Annotated in this window: 20 protein-coding genes and 1 pseudogene; 14 read left to right on the top strand and 7 right to left on the bottom strand. The window is 57.2% G+C overall.

The window, feature by feature from the left end; translation table 11 throughout:
* Positions 1 to 7: 7 nt before the first annotated feature.
* The 7 genes from ACKJSM_RS25825 (at position 8) to ACKJSM_RS25795 (ending at position 7019) form a co-directional block, all read left to right on the top strand.
* A complete protein-coding gene (locus ACKJSM_RS25825) occupies positions 8 to 1264 on the top strand; it encodes a hypothetical protein (RefSeq protein ID WP_410239241.1) in 1257 nt (418 codons plus the stop codon).
* A gap of 28 nt (positions 1265 to 1292) precedes the next feature.
* Positions 1293 to 1913: a 2OG-Fe(II) oxygenase gene (locus tag ACKJSM_RS25820; RefSeq protein ID WP_410239240.1), complete on the top strand. Its 621-nt coding sequence runs from the start codon at positions 1293 to 1295 to the stop codon at positions 1911 to 1913.
* A 23-nt stretch (positions 1914 to 1936) separates the two neighbouring features.
* A complete protein-coding gene (locus ACKJSM_RS25815) occupies positions 1937 to 4351 on the top strand; it encodes a penicillin acylase family protein (RefSeq protein WP_236181703.1) in 2415 nt (804 codons plus the stop codon).
* Positions 4352 to 4366: 15 nt separating this feature from the next.
* Complete coding sequence (locus ACKJSM_RS25810) at positions 4367 to 5101, top strand: hypothetical protein (protein ID WP_410239239.1); 735 nt, start codon at positions 4367 to 4369, stop codon at positions 5099 to 5101.
* Between the two features lies 1 nt (position 5102).
* Entirely contained in the window at positions 5103 to 5510 is a 408-nt protein-coding gene (locus ACKJSM_RS25805) for a hypothetical protein (RefSeq protein WP_236181701.1), read from the top strand.
* A 73-nt stretch (positions 5511 to 5583) separates the two neighbouring features.
* Positions 5584 to 6663: a hypothetical protein gene (locus ACKJSM_RS25800; RefSeq protein ID WP_410239238.1), complete on the top strand. Its 1080-nt coding sequence runs from the start codon at positions 5584 to 5586 to the stop codon at positions 6661 to 6663.
* A gap of 2 nt (positions 6664 to 6665) precedes the next feature.
* Positions 6666 to 7019, top strand: coding sequence for a DUF1428 domain-containing protein (locus ACKJSM_RS25795; protein ID WP_236181699.1), 354 nt, complete (start codon positions 6666 to 6668; stop codon positions 7017 to 7019).
* 15 nt (positions 7020 to 7034) lie between these two features.
* On the opposite strand, the gene ACKJSM_RS25790 is transcribed toward ACKJSM_RS25795, so the two are convergent.
* Entirely contained in the window at positions 7035 to 7229 is a 195-nt protein-coding gene (locus tag ACKJSM_RS25790) for a hypothetical protein (RefSeq protein ID WP_236181698.1), read from the bottom strand.
* A 107-nt stretch (positions 7230 to 7336) separates the two neighbouring features.
* Here ACKJSM_RS25790 and thpR point away from each other — a divergent pair, with 107 nt between their 5' ends.
* Entirely contained in the window at positions 7337 to 7876 is a 540-nt protein-coding gene (gene thpR / locus ACKJSM_RS25785; RefSeq protein ID WP_410239237.1) for an RNA 2',3'-cyclic phosphodiesterase, read from the top strand.
* Positions 7877 to 8049: 173 nt separating this feature from the next.
* Here thpR and ACKJSM_RS25780 read toward each other — a convergent pair whose 3' ends face one another.
* The 5 genes from ACKJSM_RS25780 to ACKJSM_RS25760 form a co-directional block, all read right to left on the bottom strand.
* A complete protein-coding gene (locus tag ACKJSM_RS25780) occupies positions 8050 to 9147 on the bottom strand; it encodes a polyamine ABC transporter substrate-binding protein (protein WP_410239236.1) in 1098 nt (365 codons plus the stop codon).
* A gap of 69 nt (positions 9148 to 9216) precedes the next feature.
* Positions 9217 to 10101: an ABC transporter permease subunit gene (locus ACKJSM_RS25775; RefSeq protein ID WP_410239235.1), complete on the bottom strand. Its 885-nt coding sequence runs from the start codon at positions 10099 to 10101 to the stop codon at positions 9217 to 9219.
* Positions 10098 to 10979 (bottom strand): ABC transporter permease subunit, encoded by an 882-nt coding sequence (locus ACKJSM_RS25770; protein WP_373874323.1) that lies wholly within the window; start codon positions 10977 to 10979, stop codon positions 10098 to 10100. Before ACKJSM_RS25770 ends, ACKJSM_RS25775 begins: the two co-directional genes overlap by 4 nt.
* Before the next feature lie 29 nt (positions 10980 to 11008).
* Positions 11009 to 12151, bottom strand: coding sequence for a polyamine ABC transporter ATP-binding protein (potA, locus tag ACKJSM_RS25765; RefSeq protein WP_007957110.1), 1143 nt, complete (start codon positions 12149 to 12151; stop codon positions 11009 to 11011).
* 219 nt (positions 12152 to 12370) lie between these two features.
* Positions 12371 to 13132, bottom strand: a complete 762-nt coding sequence (locus tag ACKJSM_RS25760; RefSeq protein ID WP_236181693.1) for a gamma-glutamyl-gamma-aminobutyrate hydrolase family protein — start codon at positions 13130 to 13132, stop codon at positions 12371 to 12373.
* 282 nt (positions 13133 to 13414) lie between these two features.
* On the opposite strand from ACKJSM_RS25760, the gene ACKJSM_RS25755 reads away from it, so the two are divergent.
* From ACKJSM_RS25755 to ACKJSM_RS25735, 5 genes are all read left to right on the top strand, one after another.
* Positions 13415 to 14791: a glutamine synthetase family protein gene (locus tag ACKJSM_RS25755; protein ID WP_011333558.1), complete on the top strand. Its 1377-nt coding sequence runs from the start codon at positions 13415 to 13417 to the stop codon at positions 14789 to 14791.
* A 103-nt stretch (positions 14792 to 14894) separates the two neighbouring features.
* Positions 14895 to 16385: an aldehyde dehydrogenase gene (locus ACKJSM_RS25750; RefSeq protein ID WP_410239234.1), complete on the top strand. Its 1491-nt coding sequence runs from the start codon at positions 14895 to 14897 to the stop codon at positions 16383 to 16385.
* 52 nt (positions 16386 to 16437) lie between these two features.
* On the top strand, positions 16438 to 17721 hold the full coding sequence (locus tag ACKJSM_RS25745) for an NAD(P)/FAD-dependent oxidoreductase (protein ID WP_410239233.1): 1284 nt from the start codon (positions 16438 to 16440) through the stop codon (positions 17719 to 17721).
* 205 nt (positions 17722 to 17926) lie between these two features.
* Positions 17927 to 18475: a cupin domain-containing protein gene (locus ACKJSM_RS25740; protein WP_011333561.1), complete on the top strand. Its 549-nt coding sequence runs from the start codon at positions 17927 to 17929 to the stop codon at positions 18473 to 18475.
* 643 nt (positions 18476 to 19118) lie between these two features.
* Positions 19119 to 19568 carry a hypothetical protein gene (locus ACKJSM_RS25735; RefSeq protein ID WP_041073447.1) on the top strand — a complete coding sequence of 150 codons (450 nt, stop codon included), beginning with the start codon at positions 19119 to 19121 and terminating at the stop codon, positions 19566 to 19568.
* Positions 19569 to 19623: 55 nt separating this feature from the next.
* Here the strand turns inward: ACKJSM_RS25735 and ACKJSM_RS25730 are convergent.
* Positions 19624 to 19734 (bottom strand): annotated as a pseudogene (locus ACKJSM_RS25730) (fructose-bisphosphate aldolase); the annotation flags it as partial.
* A 146-nt stretch (positions 19735 to 19880) separates the two neighbouring features.
* Here ACKJSM_RS25730 and ACKJSM_RS25725 point away from each other — a divergent pair.
* Entirely contained in the window at positions 19881 to 20807 is a 927-nt protein-coding gene (locus tag ACKJSM_RS25725; RefSeq protein ID WP_410239232.1) for a hypothetical protein, read from the top strand.
* Positions 20808 to 20998: the final 191 nt, after the last annotated feature.

Genomic DNA, 20998 nt, shown 5'->3' with positions numbered 1-20998 from the left:
TGCCAATATGAAACAGGAACTTTTCAAGACGCGCTATACAAAATACGGTCATGGCTTTGATGTCAGGGCCACTTATGAGCAACTGCCCTTGCAAGGCTTCTGGACGTGGGTGACCGGAAAGTCGAGTAATAAAAATGCTCCGAAAGCCGCCAAGGAAACACTGTTGAAACCGTGGCAGTTGTTTCTTCAGATCAGCTGGGGTTATGCGGTGTTCTTTGCCGCCGTGCTATTGGGTAATGAAATTCTGCAATCGGAGCTCAACTGGGCGGCCAAGGTTGCGTTATCCGTTCCACTCATGTGCATGGTCGTCAACCGTCAGCGTGGGCTGTTGCATACGTTTCACTACACAATTCACGGTGCGGGTATTGCTAACAAGAAGTTGGCAAAGTTTGTCTGCAAGTGGGTGCTGTCAATGCCGATCCTGCACACCCCGTGGAACAATTACATGAAATTGCATGTGGGCGAACACCACAGTGTCAATACGTTTTGCACCGACAAGGATGTTGATCTGCAGTTCATGACCAGCCATGGTTTTTACAAAGGCATGAGCGAAACCGAGTACTGGACAAAGTTGGTGCTCGCGCCATTTCATCCAATGCGCATATATGAGCACATCAAATTTCGACTTGAAGTGTGTTTTGTCAACACTGACAGGCACGAAAAAATCAGTCGTGCGATCTATTGGGCGCTGTTGCTGACGGCTGTTTATCTGTCTGGATATTTCACTTCGTTCGCTCTGTATTACCTGCTGCCGATTTTGTTGATCACGCAGTTTTCTTCGTGGATCCAGCATGTCACTGAACACCTGTGGTTTGCCGAGAATACAGACGGATTACCAAAGTACGTTTTTTACGGGTCGCTGAGTTGGGGGCGCTTCTTTGGTCGTCCATACCCGATCGGCTACACCGGTTGGGCCTTTGCCTGGCGTGTAGTGAAGTGGGGGTTGGGTACGTTGTTTATCGATATACCGCTGCGGGTTTTTTCCTTCATGCAGGACTTGCCCAGCCATGATTTTCATCACCGCAGTCCAGGGGTGAATTTCTGGAGTATCGCGCCCGAGCGAGCGGCAAATGAGGGCCTGGTTTCTCGATTCGGCCCAATGACTGAAACCTGGAGCATGACCGAGAGCTTCCTGATCCTGCGTGATCACTTGTGCCGCAATGAAAGTGATCCGTTCGGGATTGTCACCTGGTACCAGAGCAATAAACAACAACTTGAAACCAGGCCGGCGCGTGAAACCGCCGCCGTCGAAGCCGCTGCCTGATAATCGATTGATAACGAAGGAACGTGAAATGAATATTGTTGAAGTTGCAAAGCGGGAGTTGGCGCAGAAAGGTTCGTTTTATTCGCCTGTCAGCGAGTTTGTTTACAGTCAGCGCGACTGGGACACCATCAATAAAATCCTCGCCAGCCAGGCGCTGCCGTGGGAACGGGTGTTCATTGGTGATGCCGACGAACTCAACGACCTCACGGTCGCTCGATTCATGACTGACGTTGAACGACCCAAACGTGTCAACCAGCCGCTCGCCGATCAAATGATCTCGGTGGTGTGCAACGACAAGCTGATGCAGTTTGTCTCGAACCTGCTCGACGGTGAAGAGTTTTATATCCGGCGGATGCAAGTCAACAAAATGAAAGACGGCTCTTTCATTGGCAAACATCTGGATGTCGACAGTAATCCCGATTATCTGTATTCGATCGTTTTGCAGCTCGGCCAGGGTTTTTCCGGTGGTGAATTCCTTATCTTTAACGAGCAAGGCGAGCAGGTGAATACGATTCACCCCGCGCTGCAATCCATCGTCATCACTGATTGCAAATTTCCGCATCAGGTGGAGTCGGTCACTCAAGGCGAACGGGTTTCACTGGTGTTCTTTGTCAGCAAGTACGCAGAAAAGAATCGCCGGGTTGCGTGAGTCTTCAGGATCGGAATTTTGTCATGAAAACCATAAGTAAAACGTTACTGTTCGGTACGTTGGGTGTCTGCGGAATCGGGCTGGTCGGAGTGATGTATGTGTTGCATAACATCACCCTGTCCAATGTGTTTGCGACCGGCATTCTTAAAGTCAGCCAGGGACTTTCTGAAAAAGGCACCATTGCCTGGGATGCCAACGCCGTTCCCCACATCAAGGCGGCGAATGACCGGGATGCATATTTTTTGCTGGGCTATAGCCACGCCAGGGACCGGCTGTGGCAGATGCAATTCAGCAGAAACTACGCCAATGGCACGCTCTCGGAAACCTTCGGTTCGAAAACCCTGGAGATGGACAAGTTTTCCAGAACGCTGGGCTTCAGCAAGACCGCGGATTCGATCTACAAACAGTTGAATCCGGATACGCGGGATGTGCTGCAGAGCTACAGCGACGGGGTGAATTACTTCATCGATAAGTTCTCTGACCGGCTCCCGGTGGAATTTGCCCTGACCCGTTCTGCACCGCCGAAACACTGGCAACCTTCTGACTCGGTTGCGCTGCACTTGTTGTTTTCATGGACGTTGAGTTCAAACCTGGGCATGCAGTTGCAGCGCCTGTCATTGTCGAAGGATCTGACGGTCGCGCAAATCAACGAAGTGTTCGCTCCTTATCCGGGAAGTGCCGCCGTGAAAACCCGGGACTACGCGGCCCTGTACAGAACGCTTGATGTCACCGATACCGCAATGGCGCTGCTGGACAAGTTACCGCCCTCGAATGTCGAGGGCGTGGGGTCCAACAATTGGGTCATCAGCGGTGAACATACGGCTTCAGGCAAACCGATTCTGGCGAACGACCCGCACCTGCGCCTGACCAATCCTGCGCTGTTTTACCTGGCCTCTATCGAAACGGCGCAATCTTCGTTGGTGGGCGCCACGTATGCCGGCGCGCCGCTGTTTGTGATCGGGCACAACAAGAAAATCGCGTGGGGCTATACCAACACCGGTTCGTCCGTTCAGGACGCCTATCTGGAGAAGGTGAACCCCGACGATACCCGTCTGTACCTCGCTTCCGATTCGACCTGGCAGCCATTTCAAATCGCTGAGGAGACGATCAATGTCAAGGGCGAGGAACCGGTCAGGCTTGCTGTTCGTGCCACCCGACACGGTCCGGTCATCAGTGACATCTACCCGGCTGCGCAACAGGCGCTCAAAGGTAAAAAATCAGTGGTCATCGCGCTGGCCTGGACGGGGCTGGACGCCCGTGACAAAACCTTCGACAGCATTCTGGGGATCAATCGTGCGCAGAACTGGCAGCAGTTTTTAAGCGCTTCTGCGGACTTCGGCTTGCCTCCGCAGAACATGGTCTACGGCGATACCGAAGGCAACATTGGCTATGTTTCGGCGGGGCGGGTGCCGGTGAAGGGGCAGGACAATGACCTCTTGGGGCAGGGCCCCGCGCCAGGTTGGGAAGGCAAATATGACTGGACAGGCTATGTTCCGGAATCGGCGAAGCCCAAACAGTTCAATCCGTCGAGCGGCTATATTGCAACCGCCAACAATCGTATTGTCCCGGATGATTACGCATTCAATTTCGGTCACGACTGGGTGCTGCCTTATCGTTATGATCGAATCATGCAATTGTTGAAGGCGCATGCGCCGCACACGGTGCAAACGTCTGCCGATATTCAGCTGGATCGTTATTCGACCTCGATGTCCGATCTCCTGCCGAAAATGATGGCGCCGCTCGAAAACCTTCCGGCGATCAGCAACGAATTGAATATTCTCAAGGCGTGGAAGTTTGATTCCGACCCCGACTCCGCAGCGCCATTGATTGCAGCGTATTGGGTGAAGAACTTCACGCAGGCGTTGCTGGAACCGAAAATTGGCAAGGAGCTGCTGGCCGCTGGCTGGAATCAGCGTAACTATGACGCGTTTCTCAATCTGCTGTTGAGCAAACAGGCTGACCAGGCATTCTGGTGCGGCGCGGCGGATTGCCAGCGCGTGCTGGAGGCGTCCCTGGTCACTTCGCTGCGTCAGATCAAGGAAAAATACGGTGATCAGGTCAGCCGCTGGCATTGGGGGCAGGCGCATCAGGCGGTATCCGAACACGTCCCTTTGCACAAGAGCCCTGCGGCATGGTTTTTCGACAATCATAATGTCGTGGGCGGTGACAATTTCACGGTCAATGTCGGTCGATACAACTACAGCGACCCGGTGAATCCGTTCAATACAAACATTGCCGCGACGTTCAGAATGGTCGCTGACCTTTCTGATCTTGATAATTCAAGTTACATCCTCTCGTCCTCCAATACCGGCATCAAGTTCAATGGCTATGTCGATATGAACAGGCTTTGGGGGCGGGGTGACTATGTGAAGATTCCGCTATCCCGACAGATGTCTGAAAGTCACGCGCTCAGGTTTTATCCAGATAACAAATTTTAATAAGAGGGTTGATATATGTCGGATGTGAAAAGTAGTGCGGATTGGGATCTGGATTATTCGATGACTGGCCGTAACTTTCCTGAGAGTTTCAAAACCAGGATCGTCGCCGATCTGCAGCAGGGTATGCCGGATTATGATGTGAATCAGTACTTCGGCAACCAGCCCGGAATTTTCGACAATTATGAGCATTTGGCGCTGGCGATTGACTCGACGACGGAGAAAGTCGTCGGAATCATTGGAGCAAAGAGTATTCCCTTTGGCGCTTCATCGTTTCTGTACCTGTGGACGGCGATGATTGCCGATGAATGTCGCGGTTCCTCGCTGTTCAAAAAGCTCAACCAGTTTTTTCTGAAGAACGTCATACAGCAGATCGGCTTACCTGAACTGATAGTGGCCAAGACTTATAATCCGGTGGTCTACAACATGTTCCGGGTCATGTCTTCGAGGGTGCCGTCGGCACGGCTTTATCCGGACTTGCGACAGGATACTCAGCCATCGGATATGTCGGCGCTGGCGGTCGAGATTGTTCAGGCCCTGTCCAAGGACCTGGTGCTGGACATCAATACGGGGGTTATTCCTGGTGGGCAGAGTTCAGTCGCGCCAAACTTTTTTCCGAAAATGGACATGTCCAGTGATGACGTGACGAATGCCCACTTCATCAAGCATGTCGGGTACTCGGATCAGGTGTTGTGCCTGGTTCTGCTACAGCCGAACTCCGAAGTCTTCATCCAAGACAAAATCATTCGCTGACATGCGCGTCACTCACCTTTCACTCTTGCTCTCGGCACTGCCAGCCGCCATTTTTTATGGCGCGCTGGCGGCAGTTGCCAATTACGGGCACGGTATCCGGGTCGTCACGCAGGCTGCGATTGTCCAGGCGCTGGTCAGTTACGCCTCGACGCTTGTTGCCCTGTCGCTGATGTTCAGGCTGGCGAGTCTGCTGAGTGGCTACAGTGCTGTGATCCGTCGCAGTATCGCGCCGTTAACGATTGTCAGTGTGTTCAGTTTGGTCTCGATCATCATCCACCTGACGGCAGACACGCCCAATGTGCTGTTGACGGTTGCGCCTTCATTCTTCATCGGTTGGGTGTATTTCACGGTCGTCTATTGGCGCACGGACTCCTGCCGGACGTTAACCGACATCGGTGATCCGCTGTAGGCACCTATACTGCACATTGCACGTCGGAGAACACCCGGCCCAGTGTTCGGCAGTGTTATGGGACATCGTTATCGTGAGCCCGCGCTCGTTGATTGTCGTCGCGCTTCTTGCGTTGGCGGGGTGCGCCAGTCAGGTTCCTGCCCCGCCAACACCGATCGCGGTTCCTGTTTCCGCCACGACCTGGCGCCAGGTGGACCGGGAGCTGATCAGCGCCTCGCAGCAAGCTACCGAACAGGTCAAGGTGTTCGCCCGCGGTTCAATGGAACATTGGCGCACTCGCGTTTATCAGCAAACCGAAGAGAATTTCATCCCGTGGTTCAGCAGCTACTGGACCCAGGAATGGCTGTCGATGAAGGTCAGTTGGTACACGATCAGCGCGGGGGGCGAGCAGGACGCCTCGGCCAAACGGCTGGCGACGTACCTGCTTGAGCAATATCAGGAAAAGGTCCTGGCGCCGGTTGCAGTGGAAATCGACCCGGATGCGATCCTCGGCCAGTCCACCGCGTTCTACGCGCAACTGATGGCGCAGCAGATGCCGGTCATCGCCCAGCGCCACGGTGTGCCTATCGCCCAACTCAACGGACGGTTGCAGAAAATCCCCGCCATTGCCCTCGGCCCGCCGCCAGCCCGGGACGCGTCGCTCTACCAGATTGTCAGCACTGAACCGTTGAACACGCTACCGGCCTACGCCGCGCTGATTGACAAGATCCACTCCGACGGTGGCTCGAAAGGCGTGGCCTCGACCGATACGGCCATGGCGCCAGTGGCCAGGCGCGCCAGTCAGCGCATGGAGGCGGAGATGGCCCCGCGTGGCGCCGCCAGCGCGGTGGCGGCCGCGGCGGGCAAGCTGGCCGGGGCGCTGATTTCGGTCGGTGTGGCGGGCATCCGCGCGATCATTCAGGCCAACGATCGCCCCGACAGCGAAGCCTTGATCCGCAGCAGCCTGGGCAACACCTTCGACAAGGCCTGGCTGAAACTGCTGCAAAACCCGACCACCGGCGTGATGGCCGGTACCCTGCACATGGCGGCGCAGGTCGAGGGCAATCTGGGTGGGCGGGACGAGCCGTCGGTCGGGTTGGGCGTCAACCGTGTCGAATGGCGGCCGCACGAGTCGACTACTCAGCAGACCGAACCCATCCTGCAAGGAGAATGACCATGGCTTACATCGATGTGTTCGTGGCGCCCGTGCCGAAGGCCAACCGCGAACAGTACAAAAAACACTGCGAAATCGCCGCGAAGCTGTTCAAGGAATATGGCGCGCTGGAGGTGATTCAGGGCTGGGGCGATGACGTGCCGGACGGCAAGCTCACCTCATTCCCGATGGCCGTGAAACTCAAGGAAGGCGAAACCGTATCGGCCGGTTGGCTGGTCTGGCCAGACAAGGCCACCCGCGACGCCGGCATGGCGAAAATGATGGAAGACCCGCGCATGCAGCCGGACGTCAATCCGATGCCGTTCGATGGGCAGCGGATGATCTTTGGTGGCTTCAAAGACATTCTCGAGCCCTGATGCAGCGCTGCCGGATCACTCCGTCGACGGGGTGATCCGGCAGCCTTTGCGGTTGCGGATCTGCTCGTCCGTCGGCCGCTCGCGCACGAATTCGAAACGCGGCTCTCCTTCGCTGTAGTGCACCAGCCAGCCCCATTCCAGTTCACTCTCATCCTGTCCGGGATTCGGTGGCCGGGCCCACCAGGGTTCTTTGCTGAGGATCTCGCGCATGACGTCCTCCGGTTGATGGCAATCGTTGAACTATAAACCCCACACCGAGAGTCGCCAGAAACGGGCGTGTAGAATCCAGGGATCTCGACGAACGAAGGAGCGTGGCCATGACGGACGAAACGCGCGGGGATCAACCGGTCAAGCGGCTGTTCTTCGCCCTGGACTGCCCGCCGACGCAGCGCAAGGCGATTGCCCAGTGGCGCAGCGAACTGGGTTTGCGTACCGGCAAACCGGTGCCGGCGGACAACTTTCACCTGACGCTGCTGTTTCTCGGCGCGGTGCCGTTGGCGCAGATTGGCGAGGTCTGCGAGGCGGCGGCGAAGGTGCGAACACCGGGGGAGGCGCTGAGGATTTCGCTGGATCGCTTGCAAGTCTGGCGCCGTGCCGGGGTGTTGTCGCTGGCGCCGGAGCAGGCACCGCAGGCATTGCTGCGATTGGTGTATGCGCTGGAGCAGGCGATGTTGCCGTTCGGGTTTGAAGAGGCGACGCGGGAGTATCGTCCGCACCTGACGCTGGCCCGCGACTATCGCGCGCCGGAACCGGAATCCGCCACGCCGCCGGCATTCTTCCTGCGGGCCGAACGTTTTGCGCTGTTCGAGTCCCACAAGGGCCGCTACCGCTCGCTGGCCGAATGGCCGCTGATCTGAGCCCACAAAAAAAGGCGCCCGAGGGCGCCTGAATTCACCTGAACCGAGGAAGCCAGGTGAGGCCGTTCAGAGCAGGGGGCAGCGGTGGTAAGGCGCTGCGTGAACGGAAACTTGTAACTCTGATCGTTCCCACGTCGAACCGTCCGCGTGGGAACGATCACACAGAGTTTCAATTATTTGCCGAGTTTTACGCGGGTCCAGCCCCGGGTCATGATCCGTTGCGTGGCAATCGGTTGATCCGGCACCGCATACAGCGTGGCCATCACCGCTTGCGGCGGGTACGAGCCCGGGTCGTTGCGGATCGCTTCGTCCACCAGCGGCGTCGCCGCTTCGTTGGCGTTGCTGTAGCCGATGCTGTTGGTGACTTCGGCGATGATGTCCGGGCGCATCAGGAAGTTCATGAACAGATAGGCGTTCTCGACGTTGGCGGCATCGCGAGGGATGGCAACCATGTCGTAGAAACTGCCGGCACCTTCCTTGGGAATGCTGTAGTCGATCTCGACCTTGTTGCCCGATTCCACCGCGCGGGCCTTGGCCTGCAACACGTCACCCGAATAGCCTACGGCCACGCAAATGTTGCCGTTGGCCAGATCGGAGATGTACTTGGACGAATGGAAGTACGCCACCGACGGCCGGATCTTCATGAACAGCGCTTCGGCTTCGGCGATGTGCTTCACGTCCTTGTCGTTCACCGGATAGCCCAGGTAGTGCAGGGCGGCCGGGAGCATTTCGGTCGGCGAGTCGAGGAAGCTGATGCCGCAGGCCTTGAGCTTCTCGGCGTTCTCCGGTTTGAACAGCAGATCCCAGGAGTTGGTCGGCGCGTTCTTGCCGAGGACTTCTTTGACCTTGTCCGGGTTGAAGCCGATGCCGATCGAGCCCCACATGTACGGGAACGCGTGGGCGTTGTCCGGATCACTGGCGGAGGCGTTTTTCAGCAGCACCGGGTTGAGATTCTTCCAGTTCGGCAGCTTCGATTTGTCCAGGGGCTGATAGACCCCGGCCTTGATCTGCTTGGCCAGGAAACTGTTGGACGGCACCACGATGTCGTAGCCGGATTTACCCGCGAGCAAACGCGCCTCGAGGGTTTCATTGCTGTCGAACACATCGTAGGTCACGCGGATGCCGGTCTCGTCCTCGAACTTCTTGACGGTGTCCGGGCCGATGTAATCCGACCAGTTGTAAACACGCAGCACCTTGTCGTTGGCCTGGGCGCCTGTGGCGATTGCGCCCAATAAGGACAGTGTCAGCAGAGTCCTGCCAAACATTTTCATCGGTGAAACTCCATTCTTTTTATTCAAAAGCGTTTAAGCCAAAGCGCAAAGCCGTAAAACGCGACGGCCCTAGGCCGTCGCTGCTGCTCGTTGAGGTCGCGGTTGCTGCCACGATTCGTTGGCGGTCTGATCCATCGCTTCCTGAATCGCCCGCTTGCGGTTGGCTTCTGCCTTGCGGCCGAAGTACCAGACCAGGAAGGTCACCAGCGACACCGCCAGCAGAATCAGACTGGCCACGGCGTTGATCTCGGGCTTAACGCCCAGACGCACCGCCGAGAACACTTCCATCGGCAGGGTGGTGGAACCCGGCCCGGACACGAAACTCGCCAGCACCAGGTCATCCAGCGACAGCGCGAACGACATCATGCCGCCCGCCGCCAACGACGGCGCGATCATCGGGATGGTGATCAGGAAAAACACCTTGAACGGTTTTGCGCCCAGATCCATCGCCGCTTCTTCGATCGACAGATCCAGTTCGCGCAGGCGCGCCGACACCACCACCGCCACATACGCCGCACAGAACGTAGTGTGGGCGATCCAGATCGTGACGATGCCACGCTCTTGCGGCCAGCCGATCAGTTGCGCCATCGCCACGAACAGCAGCAACAGCGACAGGCCGGTAATCACCTCAGGCATCACCAGCGGCGCGGTCACCAGACCACCGAACAGCGTGCGACCCTTGAAGCGCGTCACACGGGTCAGCACGAAGGCTGCCAGCGTCCCCAGCGCCACCGCGGCAATCGCGGTGTAGCAGGCGATTTCCAGCGAACGCACCACCGAGCTCATCAGTTGGGTGTTGTCGAGGAGGCCGACGTACCACTTCACCGACCAGCCACCCCAGACCGTCACCAGTTTGGAGGCGTTGAACGAGTAGATCACCAGGATCAGCATCGGCAGATAGATGAACATCAGGCCGAAGATCAGCATGAACTTTGAAAATCCGAAGCGTTTCATCCCCGTCCCTCCATCTCTTTGGCCTGGCTGCGGTTGAACAGCAGGATCGGCACAATCAGGATCAACAGCATCACCACCGCCAGGGCAGACGCCACCGGCCAGTCGCGGTTATTGAAGAACTCTTGCCACAGCACGCGACCGATCATCAGGGTCTCCGGGCCGCCCAGCAGTTCCGGGATCACGAACTCGCCCACCACCGGAATGAACACCAGCATGCAGCCGGCGATGATCCCGTTCTTGGCCAGCGGCACGGTGATTTTCCAGAAGTTGTTGAAGTTGCTCGAACCCAGATCCTGCGCGGCTTCCAGCAGACTGGCGTCGTGCTTCACCAGGTTGGCGTAGAGCGGCAGCACCATGAACGGCAGATAGGCATACACGACACCTATATAGACGGCGGTGTTGGTGTTGAGGATCTCGATCGGGTGATCGGTGAGCCCGGTCCACATCAGGAACGCGTTGAGCAGACCGTTGTTGCTGAGTATGCCCATCCACGCATACACGCGGATCAGGATCGCGGTCCAGGTCGGCATCATGATCAACAGCAGCAGGACGTTTTGCGTTTCCTTGCTCGCTTTGGTGATCGCGTAGGCCATCGGGAAGCCGATCACCAGGCACATCATCGTGCTCAGCGCTGCGACCTTCAGCGAGCCGAGGTAGGCCGACAGGTACAGCTCGTCTTCGCCGAGCAGGGTGTAGTTGCCGATGTTCAGCAGCAGCTGGAATTTCTGTTCGGCGTAGGTGTAGATCTCCGAGTACGGCGGGATCGACAGCGCGGCTTCCGAGAAGCTGATCTTCATCACCAGAAAGAACGGCAGCATGAAGAACAGGAACAGCCAGATGAATGGAATGCCGATGACGAACTTTCGCCCGCTGGGCACCAGGCGCAGGAATTGCTGATTGAAGGTTCTCATGAGCGCAGTACCACGCCGCTGTCGTCTTCCCACCAGACGTAAACCTTGTCGTCCCAGGTCGGCCGCGCGCCACGGCGTTCGGCGTTGGCCATGAACGACTGGACGATCTTGCCGCTCGGCAACTCGACGTAGAACACCGAGTGGCCGCCGAGGTAGGCGATGTCATGCACCTTGCCTTCGGACCAGTTGTAGCGGGTCTCGGGCTTGATCGTGCTGACCAGCATTTTTTCCGGGCGGATCGCGTAGGTGATCGACTTGTCCTGCACCGAGGTGCTGACGCCATGACCGACGTAGATCTTTTGCTGCAAGTCCGGGCTGTGAATGATTGCGTGACCTTCAAGGTCCTCGACCACGGTGCCGTCGAAGGCGTTCACGTTGCCGATGAATTCGCAGACCATGCGGCTGACCGGCGCTTCATAGATGTCGACCGGGCTGCCGATCTGGGCGATCCAGCCCAGGTGCATGATCGCGATGCGCTCGGCCATGGTCATGGCCTCTTCCTGGTCGTGGGTCACCATCACGCAGGTCACACCGACGCGCTCAATGATTTCCACCAGTTCCAGCTGCATTTGCGAACGCAGCTTTTTATCCAGTGCGCCCATCGGTTCGTCGAGCAGCAACAGCTTCGGACGCTTGGCCAGGGAGCGAGCGAGGGCCACGCGCTGACGCTGACCGCCGGAGAGTTGATGCGGGCGGCGCTTGGCGTATTGGGTCATGTGGACGAGGCGCAGCATTTCTTCGACGCGGGCGTCGATTTCGCTGGCCGGCAAACGGTCCTGCTTGAGGCCGAAGGCGATGTTCTGCGCGACAGTCATGTGCGGGAACAGGGCGTAGGACTGGAACATCATGTTGATCGGCCGCTCGTACGGCGGCATGTCGGTGATATCGACACCGTCGAGCAGAATGCGTCCTTCAGTCGGCCGTTCGAAACCGGCGAGCATGCGCAACAGGGTCGATTTGCCCGAGCCGGAGCCACCGAGCAGGGCGAAGATTTCGCCCTGGTGGATCTCCAGGGACACATCGTCCACCGCAGTGGTTTCGTCGAACTTCTTGGTGACTCGATCGACCTTCACCAGAACCTTTTTCGGTTGCTGATGACCTTCAAGAGCCTTCCTGTAAGTGCTGGAGGCGTTTGCCATGTGAAACTCCCAACAGGTTTCAGTCGCCGGGCCAACGCGGCCAGGCTTAAGAGTGGATTGCAGACCCGCACCGTGCGGGTTGTTCGGCGCCGCCGTCCTGGCTGCCGGGTGGTGCTTTTTGTTTTCGCGGTGTGTTGCTGATCGCGGATGACGGATGCGCAAACGCGCAACCGCCGACCCCGCGGGGGCAGTAAATGGTTTTGCAATCGTTGGGTAGCGTCAGCGCTGGTTGCGTCGCGCCGCACGCTGGCGGCAGGCCTCGCCGAACGCCTGGAAAATCCGCAGGTAGTTCGGGTTGTCCAGCACCTGCCATTCCGGGTGCCATTGCACGCCGAGGGCGAAGGTCGGGCTGTGCTCCACCGAGACCGCCTCGATCAGGCCGTCCGGCGCTACGGCCTCGGCGCGCAGGCCGGGAGCGAGGCGGTCGATGCCCTGACTGTGAATCGAGTTGACCTGGAATTCACCCGGCAGCTCCAGGGTTTCGAACACGCCGCCCGGCAATACCTTCACGGCGTGGGCCGGGGCGTATTGCACGGCGACGTCCGGGCTGTCGGCTTCGCGGTGATCGAGCATGCCCGGCAGTTCATGCACTTTCTGGTGCAGGCTGCCGCCGAACGCCACGTTCATTTCCTGGAAACCGCGGCAGATGCCGAGTACCGGAACGCCCGCCGCGATGGCTGCACGCAATAGAGGAAGGGTAGTGGCGTCCCGCGCCGGATCGTGATCCGTGCCGGGGGCGCTGTCCGGGCCTTGATAGTGGAAGGGTTCCACGTTGGACGGCGAGCCGGTCAGCAACAGACCGTCGAGCTGACCCAGCAGGTCTTCGATTTCAGTCAGTTTGCCAAGGGAAGGAATGACGACGGGCAACCCCAGCGCCGCAACGCTGACAGCGCGAACGTATTTGTCGCCGCTGATGTGATAGGGGTGCAGGCCAATCTGTTTGACGCACGCAGTAACGCCGATCAATGGCTTGAATGCCATTTTTATTCACCTCGAAGTTTGACACTTGAACGAGCTTTTCCGGAGCTTAGCCTCGTTGATTTTAATTAACAACTCCCATGTAAAAAATTCTAAACGCCGTTCATCAAATCTTCATCAAGACCGGCGCTCTGGCGCCTGAATTGGCACGCGAGTGTTAAAAAAAGCCCGAAAAATAAACGCTGAGCGGCCCTGTGTTCGCTATTGACTTCACTTTGCCGTTCGGGTTGACTGGCTCCGCGAAACAGCAGTGAACATAATAATTAACAGCTAAATAGGTGCATCATGTCGGTCCCTCTGCGTGCCGTTCAACTCAACGAAGCAAACGCATTCCTTAAGAAACATCCTGAGGTTTTGTACGTCGACCTTCTGATTGCAGACATGAACGGTGTGGTGCGCGGCAAGCGCATCGAGCGCACCAGTCTTCACAAGGTTTACGAGAAAGGCATCAACTTGCCGGCCTCGCTCTTCGCCCTCGACATCAATGGCTCCACGGTGGAAAGCACCGGCCTGGGCCTGGACATCGGCGACGCCGACCGCATCTGCTACCCGATTCCTGGCACCCTGAGCATCGAGCCCTGGCAGAAGCGCCCGACCGCACAACTGCTGATGACCATGCACGAACTGGAAGGCGAGCCGTTCTTCGCCGACCCGCGTGAAGTGTTGGCCAACGTGGTGCGCAAGTTCGACGCGCTGGGCCTGACCATCTGCGCCGCGTTCGAACTCGAGTTCTACCTGATCGACCAGGACAACGTGAACGGCCGTCCGCAATCGCCGCGTTCGCCGGTGTCGGGCAAGCGTCCGGTGTCGACCCAGGTCTACCTGATCGACGACCTCGACGAGTACGTCGATTGCCTGCAAGACATCCTCGAAGGCGCGAAAGAGCAGGGCATTCCGGCCGACGCCATCGTCAAGGAAAGCGCCCCGGCGCAGTTCGAAGTCAACCTGCACCACGTGTCCGACCCGATCAAGGCGTGCGACTACGCGGTCCTGCTCAAGCGTCTGGTGAAGAACATCGCCTATGACCACGAAATGGACACCACCTTCATGGCCAAGCCGTATCCGGGTCAGGCGGGCAACGGTCTGCACGTACACATTTCGATTCTGGACAAGGAAGGCAACAACATCTTCGCCAGCGAGGATCCCGAGCAGAACGCCGCGCTGCGCCACGCGATCGGCGGTGTGCTGGAGACCCTGCCTGCGCAAATGGCTTTCCTGTGCCCGAACGTCAACTCGTACCGCCGCTTTGGCGCACAGTTCTACGTGCCGAACTCGCCGAGCTGGGGCATCGACAACCGCACCGTGGCCGTCCGCGTGCCGACCGGTTCGCCGGATGCCGTGCGCATCGAGCACCGTGTTGCCGGTGCCGATGCCAACCCGTACCTGCTGATGGCTTCCGTGCTGGCCGGTATTCACCACGGCCTGACCAACGAAATCGAACCGGGTGCCCCGGTCGAAGGCAACAGCTACGAGCAGAACGAACAGAGCCTGCCGAACAACCTGCGCGACGCTCTGCGTGAGCTGGACGACAGCGAAGTCATGGCCCGCTACATCGATCCGATGTACATCGACGTGTTCGTCGCGTGCAAGGAAAGCGAGCTGGCCGAGTTCGAAAACTCGATCTCTGACCTTGAGTACAACTGGTATCTGCATACCGTCTGACGCTCAAGCACGATCTCGCTAACACCGCAAAACCCCGTGGGAGCGGGCAAGCCCGCTCCCACGGGGTTATCGGTCACTAATTCTTATGTGTGAGTCACCCCCCATGACCATGACCCGCAACGACTGGGAACAACGTTTCCAGTCCCTGAATATCGAATCCCGCGCCTTCATCAACGGCGAATACCGCCCGGCCATCAGCGGCGAAACCTTCGAATGCCTGAGCCCCGTCGACGGCCGTTTCCTGGCCTCCGTGGCCAGCACCGATGAAGCCGACGCCAACCTCGCCGTCGAAGCCGCGCGCCAATCCTTCAACGCCGGCGTATGGGCGAACAAGGCCCCGGCCGAGCGCAAGCGCATCCTGATCCGCTTCGCCGACCTGATCCTGCAACACCAGCAAGAGCTGGCGCTGCTCGAAACCCTCGACATGGGCAAACCGATCAGCGACTCGATGAGCATCGACATCCCGGCGACCGCCAACGCGATCCGCTGGAGCGCCGAGGCCATCGACAAGATCTACGACGAAGTCGCCGCCACCCCGCACGACCAACTCGGCCTGGTCACCCGCGAGCCATCGGGCGTGGTTGCTGCGATCGTGCCGTGGAACTTCCCGCTGATCATGGCCAGCTGGAAATTCGCCCCGGCGCTGGCGGCGGGTAACTCGTTCATCCTCAAGCCTTCGGAAAAATCCCCGCTGACCGCGATCCGCATCGCCCAACTGGCGCTGGATGCCGGCATCCCCAAAGGCGTGTTCAACGTCCTGCCAGGCTTCGGCCACACCGTCGGCAAGGCGCTGGCGCTGCACATGGACGTCGACGTGCTGGCCTTCACCGGCTCCACGGCGATTGCCAAGCAACTGATGATTTATGCCGGCCAAAGCAACATGAAACGCGTCTGGCTCGAAGCCGGGGGCAAGAGCCCGAACGTGGTGTTTGCCGACGCACCGGACTTGCGCGCGGCAGCACAAGCGGCGGCCGGCGCCATTGCGTTCAACCAGGGCGAAGTCTGCACCGCCGGTTCGCGCCTGCTGGTGGAGCGTTCGATCCGCGAGCAATTCATCCCGCTGCTGGTCGAAGCGCTGCAAGCGTGGAAACCGGGTCACGCCCTCGATCCGGCCACCACCGTCGGCGCCGTTGTCGATCAGCGTCAACTGGACAACGTGCTGCGTTACATCAGCATCGGCCGCGAGCAGGGCGCCGAGCTGATTGCCGGCGGTCAGCGCACCCTCGAAGAAACCGGTGGCACCTACATCGAGCCGACGATTTTCGACGGCGTGACCAACGCCATGACCATCGCCAAGGAAGAAATCTTCGGCCCGGTGCTGTCGCTGATCACCTTCGACACCGTTGAAGAAGCGCTGCACATCGCCAACGACAGCATCTTCGGCCTCGCCGCCGGGGTCTGGACCAGCAACCTGAGCAAGGCCCACACCTTCGCCCGTGGCCTGCGCGCCGGCAGCGTGTGGGTCAACCAGTACGACGGCGGCGACATGACCGCGCCGTTCGGTGGCTTCAAACAGTCGGGCAACGGTCGCGACAAATCGCTGCACGCGTTCGACAAGTACACCGAGCTGAAAGCGACCTGGATCAAGCTCTGACTCTTTTACAGCGGTGGTCGCCTGCAACCGGCGGCCCTCGGAGAACAAAAAAATGAAACAACAACACGTCAACAGTTATTACGCCGCCACCCGCAACGAAGTCATCGACTTCCCGACGCTTGAAGAGTCGGTGGAGTGTGATGTCTGCATCATCGGCGCAGGCTACACCGGCCTATCCTCGGCGCTGTTCCTGAGCGAAGCCGGCTACAAGGTGGCGGTGCTGGAAGCGGCAAAAGTCGGCTACGGCGCCAGCGGTCGCAACGGCGGTCAACTGGTCAACTCCTACAGCCGCGACGTCGACGTGATCGAAGAGCGCTACGGCGACAAGACCGCCGAAATCCTCGGTAGCATGATCTTCGAAGGCGCCGACATCATCCGTTCGCGCATCAAGGAATACGACATCAAATGCGACTACCGCCCGGGCGGTATCTTCGCGGCGATGAACAACAAACAGCTCAAAGGACTCGCCGAACAGAAACGTAGCTGGGAACGTTACGGCAATAAAAACCTGAAGATGCTCGACGCTGCGGACATCCGCCGCGAAGTCGGCTCCGACGCCTACGTCGGCGGTCTGCTGGACATGCAGGGCGGCCACATCCACCCGCTGAACCTGGCCCTCGGTGAAGCCGCGGCCATCGTGCGTCTAGGCGGCAAGATCTACGAGCAGTCCGCTGCCGTGGAAATCAAATACGGCGAACCCAACGTCGTGCGCACCGCCAAAGGCCAGGTCCGCGCCAAGTACCTGCTGATCGCCGGCAACGCCTACCTGCCGCAAGGCCTCGACAACCGCGTGACCGCCAAAAGCATGCCGTGCGGCTCGCAGATCTGCGTCACCGAACCGCTGACCGAGAAACAGGCCCGCAGCCTGATCACCAACAACTATTGCGTCGAAGACTGCAACTACCTGCTCGACTACTACCGCCTCACCGCCGACAACCGTCTGCTCTACGGTGGCGGCGTGGTCTACGGCGCCCGTGAGCCGGACGACATCGAAACCCTGATCCGCCCGAAGATCCTCAAGACCTTCCCGCAACTCAAGGACGTGAAAATCGACTACCGCTGGACCGGCAACTTCCTGCTGACCATGTCCCGCATGCCGCAATTCGGCCGCATCGAGAAAAACGCCTACTACATGCAGGGCTACAGCGGCCACGGCGTCACCTGCTCGCACCTGGCCGGCAAACTGATCTCGGAAATGATCCGCGGCGACGCCGAACGCTTCGACGCCTTCGCCTCCCTGCCACACATGCCAATGCTCGGCGGCCGCACCTTCTCGGCCCCACTGACCGCCCTCGGCGCCGTGTACTACTCGCTGCGCGACCGTTTCGGCATCTGATTTACCTCCCCGGCGGTGGCCCCACAAAGGGCGCCGCCGGCTTTTTCTTGTGCCGTCCATCGAACCTGCTGAGCAACACCGACAAACGTGATTTAATAGCCGCCTTTCACGGTTCCGGGACACGGGAGCAACGTGATCCGCGCGCCTTGCGCGGCACCCGCCACCCACCCCCATTGCCCTTAAGTCGTTCTCACATAAGGCTGTCATGGATACGGGTTCTCGACTCAAACTAGTACGCGAAAGCTACAAACTCTCCCAGCGCGAGCTGGCCCGGCGTAGCGGCGTGACCAATGCCACCATCTCCCTGATCGAACAGAATCGTGTCAGTCCCTCCGTCAGCTCACTGAAAAAGCTGCTCGAAGGCATCCCGATGTCCCTGGCCGACTTCTTCACCTTCGACCAGCCCCCCCGCGAACACCAATACGTCTTCCGCGCCAACGAACAACCCGACCTCGGCCGCCACGGCCTGCGCCTGCTGCTGATCGGCGCCTCGGTGCCCAGCCGCCAGATGCGCTTGCTGCGCGAGCAATACGCACCGGGCGCCAGTTCCGGGGAAGAGCCGATTGTTCACGCGGAAGGCGAGGAGTGTGGGTTGGTGACGCGCGGCACCGTGGAGTTGACGGTGGATGGGCAGGTGAGCGTGTTGAGTGCGGGGGATGGGTATTACTTTCCGACGACGCTGCCACACAAATTTCGGAATATCGGGGCGGATGAGGCGGAGATTATTAGTGCGAATACGCCGGCGAATTTTTGAGAAAAACGCCGTTTTCCTCGCATGAACCGCAAACTGAAAACCGCAGAGATGCGGTTTTTTTACGACTGAAATTCTGTTCCCTCTCTCGTTTTTGAATGCTTAAAGTGATGTTTATGTGCCATCATATGGATCCAAAAAATGGAGGTGGATCATGGCAGAAAAAAAAGACGAGAATTTAGGTGGAGCCGTTGCCGCAGGCGTTAGCGCTGCAACAGGAGCAGGCCTCGGTGCAGCCTACGGTGTAACCGCTATCGGAGTAGCCGCAGCTGAAACGGCCGCAGCGGCTGCTCTTGCGACTGCTGGATCGGCGGCAGCAACTACTGCAACGTTGGCTGCAGCGGGTGGTGGTAGCTTGGCGGTGGGTGGAACTGGGATGGTTGGTGGGGTAACGGCGATTGCGGGAAGTGCTGCTGGCGCTGCCGTCTTGCCTATTGTTGGATGCGCTGTTGCCGGAGCTGCGGTGTTAGGGTTGGTAGGCTGGGGGGCTTATAAAGTTGGTCGTAGGTTTCTTGATGATTGAACAAAATTAGTCGCAAGATATTTAAAAAATTTGTTTTTTCGATGATTCATTGCGCTCGGTAATTCGATTGTATAGATCGTAGCGAGCCAAGCTTTTTGGTCTCAACAGATAAGGATGTTGCAGATGTGGTTTTTTAAAAAGGAAGGTCGTGCTACATATCTAGAGTTTTTGAGGAATTTAACTCCGCAGATTCTTCTATTCGCCGCCATCATGATTATTGGCGAAAAAATGATGAGGCAACCTCCTGAGTCTTGTGCGTGGTATGGCATTGGGGTCTTTGTGCTAGTGCTGTTCGCAATTATGTGGATTCTTGCATTCGCTGCCAATGGATCTCTTTTATATGACAAGGCATTGGCCAGTCGCTCTGACATTGAAGAGCATAAGAGCATGCTGAAAGAGGGCGGGCTCAAGGGTGGTAAGTTGGCATGGGCGTCCTTTAAATATACTGCTGGTAATCATCGGCTTTTGGTTGCTGAAGTCGTGATCATCATTTTTGTGATCTATGGTAGTACAATTTTGGCGATGATGTCCGGTGTTATAACTGCACTTGGTTTTCTCAAAAATGTAAAATAAAAAGTAGCTTAAAGGTGGCAGATTTATTTGTGCAAGTCCGTCACCTTCAATTTTCCTAGCCAAAAACACCAAGTTCCCGTTGCTCTATAACTCGAAACACGTCACTCACGTCCTGAATTATAGTTCTGGCGATGATGGTGACTGTGTTGATGTCATGTTCCATGAAAAGGTGACGGATTTATTTATGTGGCAGGATGCCGAAGAGCTGAAACAACGTGTTGCCGATTTCCAGAATGAATACTTCTCCGTCTGCCTGGCCCGTGCGACACAATAGTTTTTTATTATTTTCTATCGATTGCGGTGGTGCAGTAGATGTTTTCTTGTGAGCAGTACTCAACATTGACGGAAGTTAAATCCGTCTTTCTAGTTGTAGGTGGTTTGACGACAGTGGCTTACGTAATTTATTTAGGCGCTATGGTAGTTCTGAAGGCGCTGGGACGTGATCTAAATCGTCTTGTAAGTAATGGGTTTTTTGTGTCTCTGGTGAATTTGGCCGCTCGTCGATGCATTTGGTTCGCTGTTTGCGTATCTGTCGGAATGGCTATCTGTGGTTGGATGATATTGGCACTGGATTACCTTTTATCATTGAGATTCGGCCCCTTTGAAGAATGTACAACAGTGTACTTTCTCTATGGGTGGAAAATGTGCCTCACTGGAATGATGCTTGGATTTTTGCTTTATTTTGCGACAAAAGCTCAGCGTTTTCACATTCCGCTTGGTAAATTCACATCGCTGACCACCAGTACCCCTCGAGAATATCACCTGCATCTAAATGGCAAGATTGAGCCGGTGTCAATGGCATACGTTTATGCGCGAAACTCCATTAATAAACTTATAAAAGAACACTCTGGATTCGTGTTGGTCATGGAATCTTGGCTTTTGGCCCAAGATGCTATTCCGCCAATAGGAATAGAGGCAGTCAAGGGAACGTACTCTTTTGTTGTTTCGTGGCGTAGTCGAAGCGGGGGGAAGTTTGTTAGAGGTTTTTTGCTGGTCTGTAGACTTGTTGCAATGTTTGTCTTGGCTCCAGTGATATATAAAAAATATCGTGATCTTCGGCTGAGTCCGATGACTCCATCGAGGGGTATGCAGTTGCTGTTGACAAAGTATTCTTCCCTTAATGTCAGTTGGAGTTATAAAATGACACCATTTTTTCAGCTCTTGGTTTTAACTGCTCTGTACCCGGAAAGAATGGAAGCGGCAACAGGGTGTAGCGGAGTAATAGTTATAGAGATTTAAGCTAGAATTGCTTTTTTTTTGGAATTAAGAAGGTGGCAGATTTTCTTGTGTAAGTCCGCCATCTTCCAGTGCTCTAACCAAGGAAAACGAAAGAAAAGGTGACAAAGAAAAGATGACGGCGGGCTCAACCGGTCAACGCAACGAGTCGCTGCAACCTATCAGCGGGTGTTTCAAAATCCAAGGTTTCACGT

It is taken from the genome of Pseudomonas sp. PHC1 (assembly GCF_046487845.1).
GTDB lineage: Bacteria > Pseudomonadota > Gammaproteobacteria > Pseudomonadales > Pseudomonadaceae > Aquipseudomonas > Aquipseudomonas sputi.
Note: the sequence above shows the minus strand (reverse complement) of the source record. Positions and strands in the feature narration are given on the sequence as shown.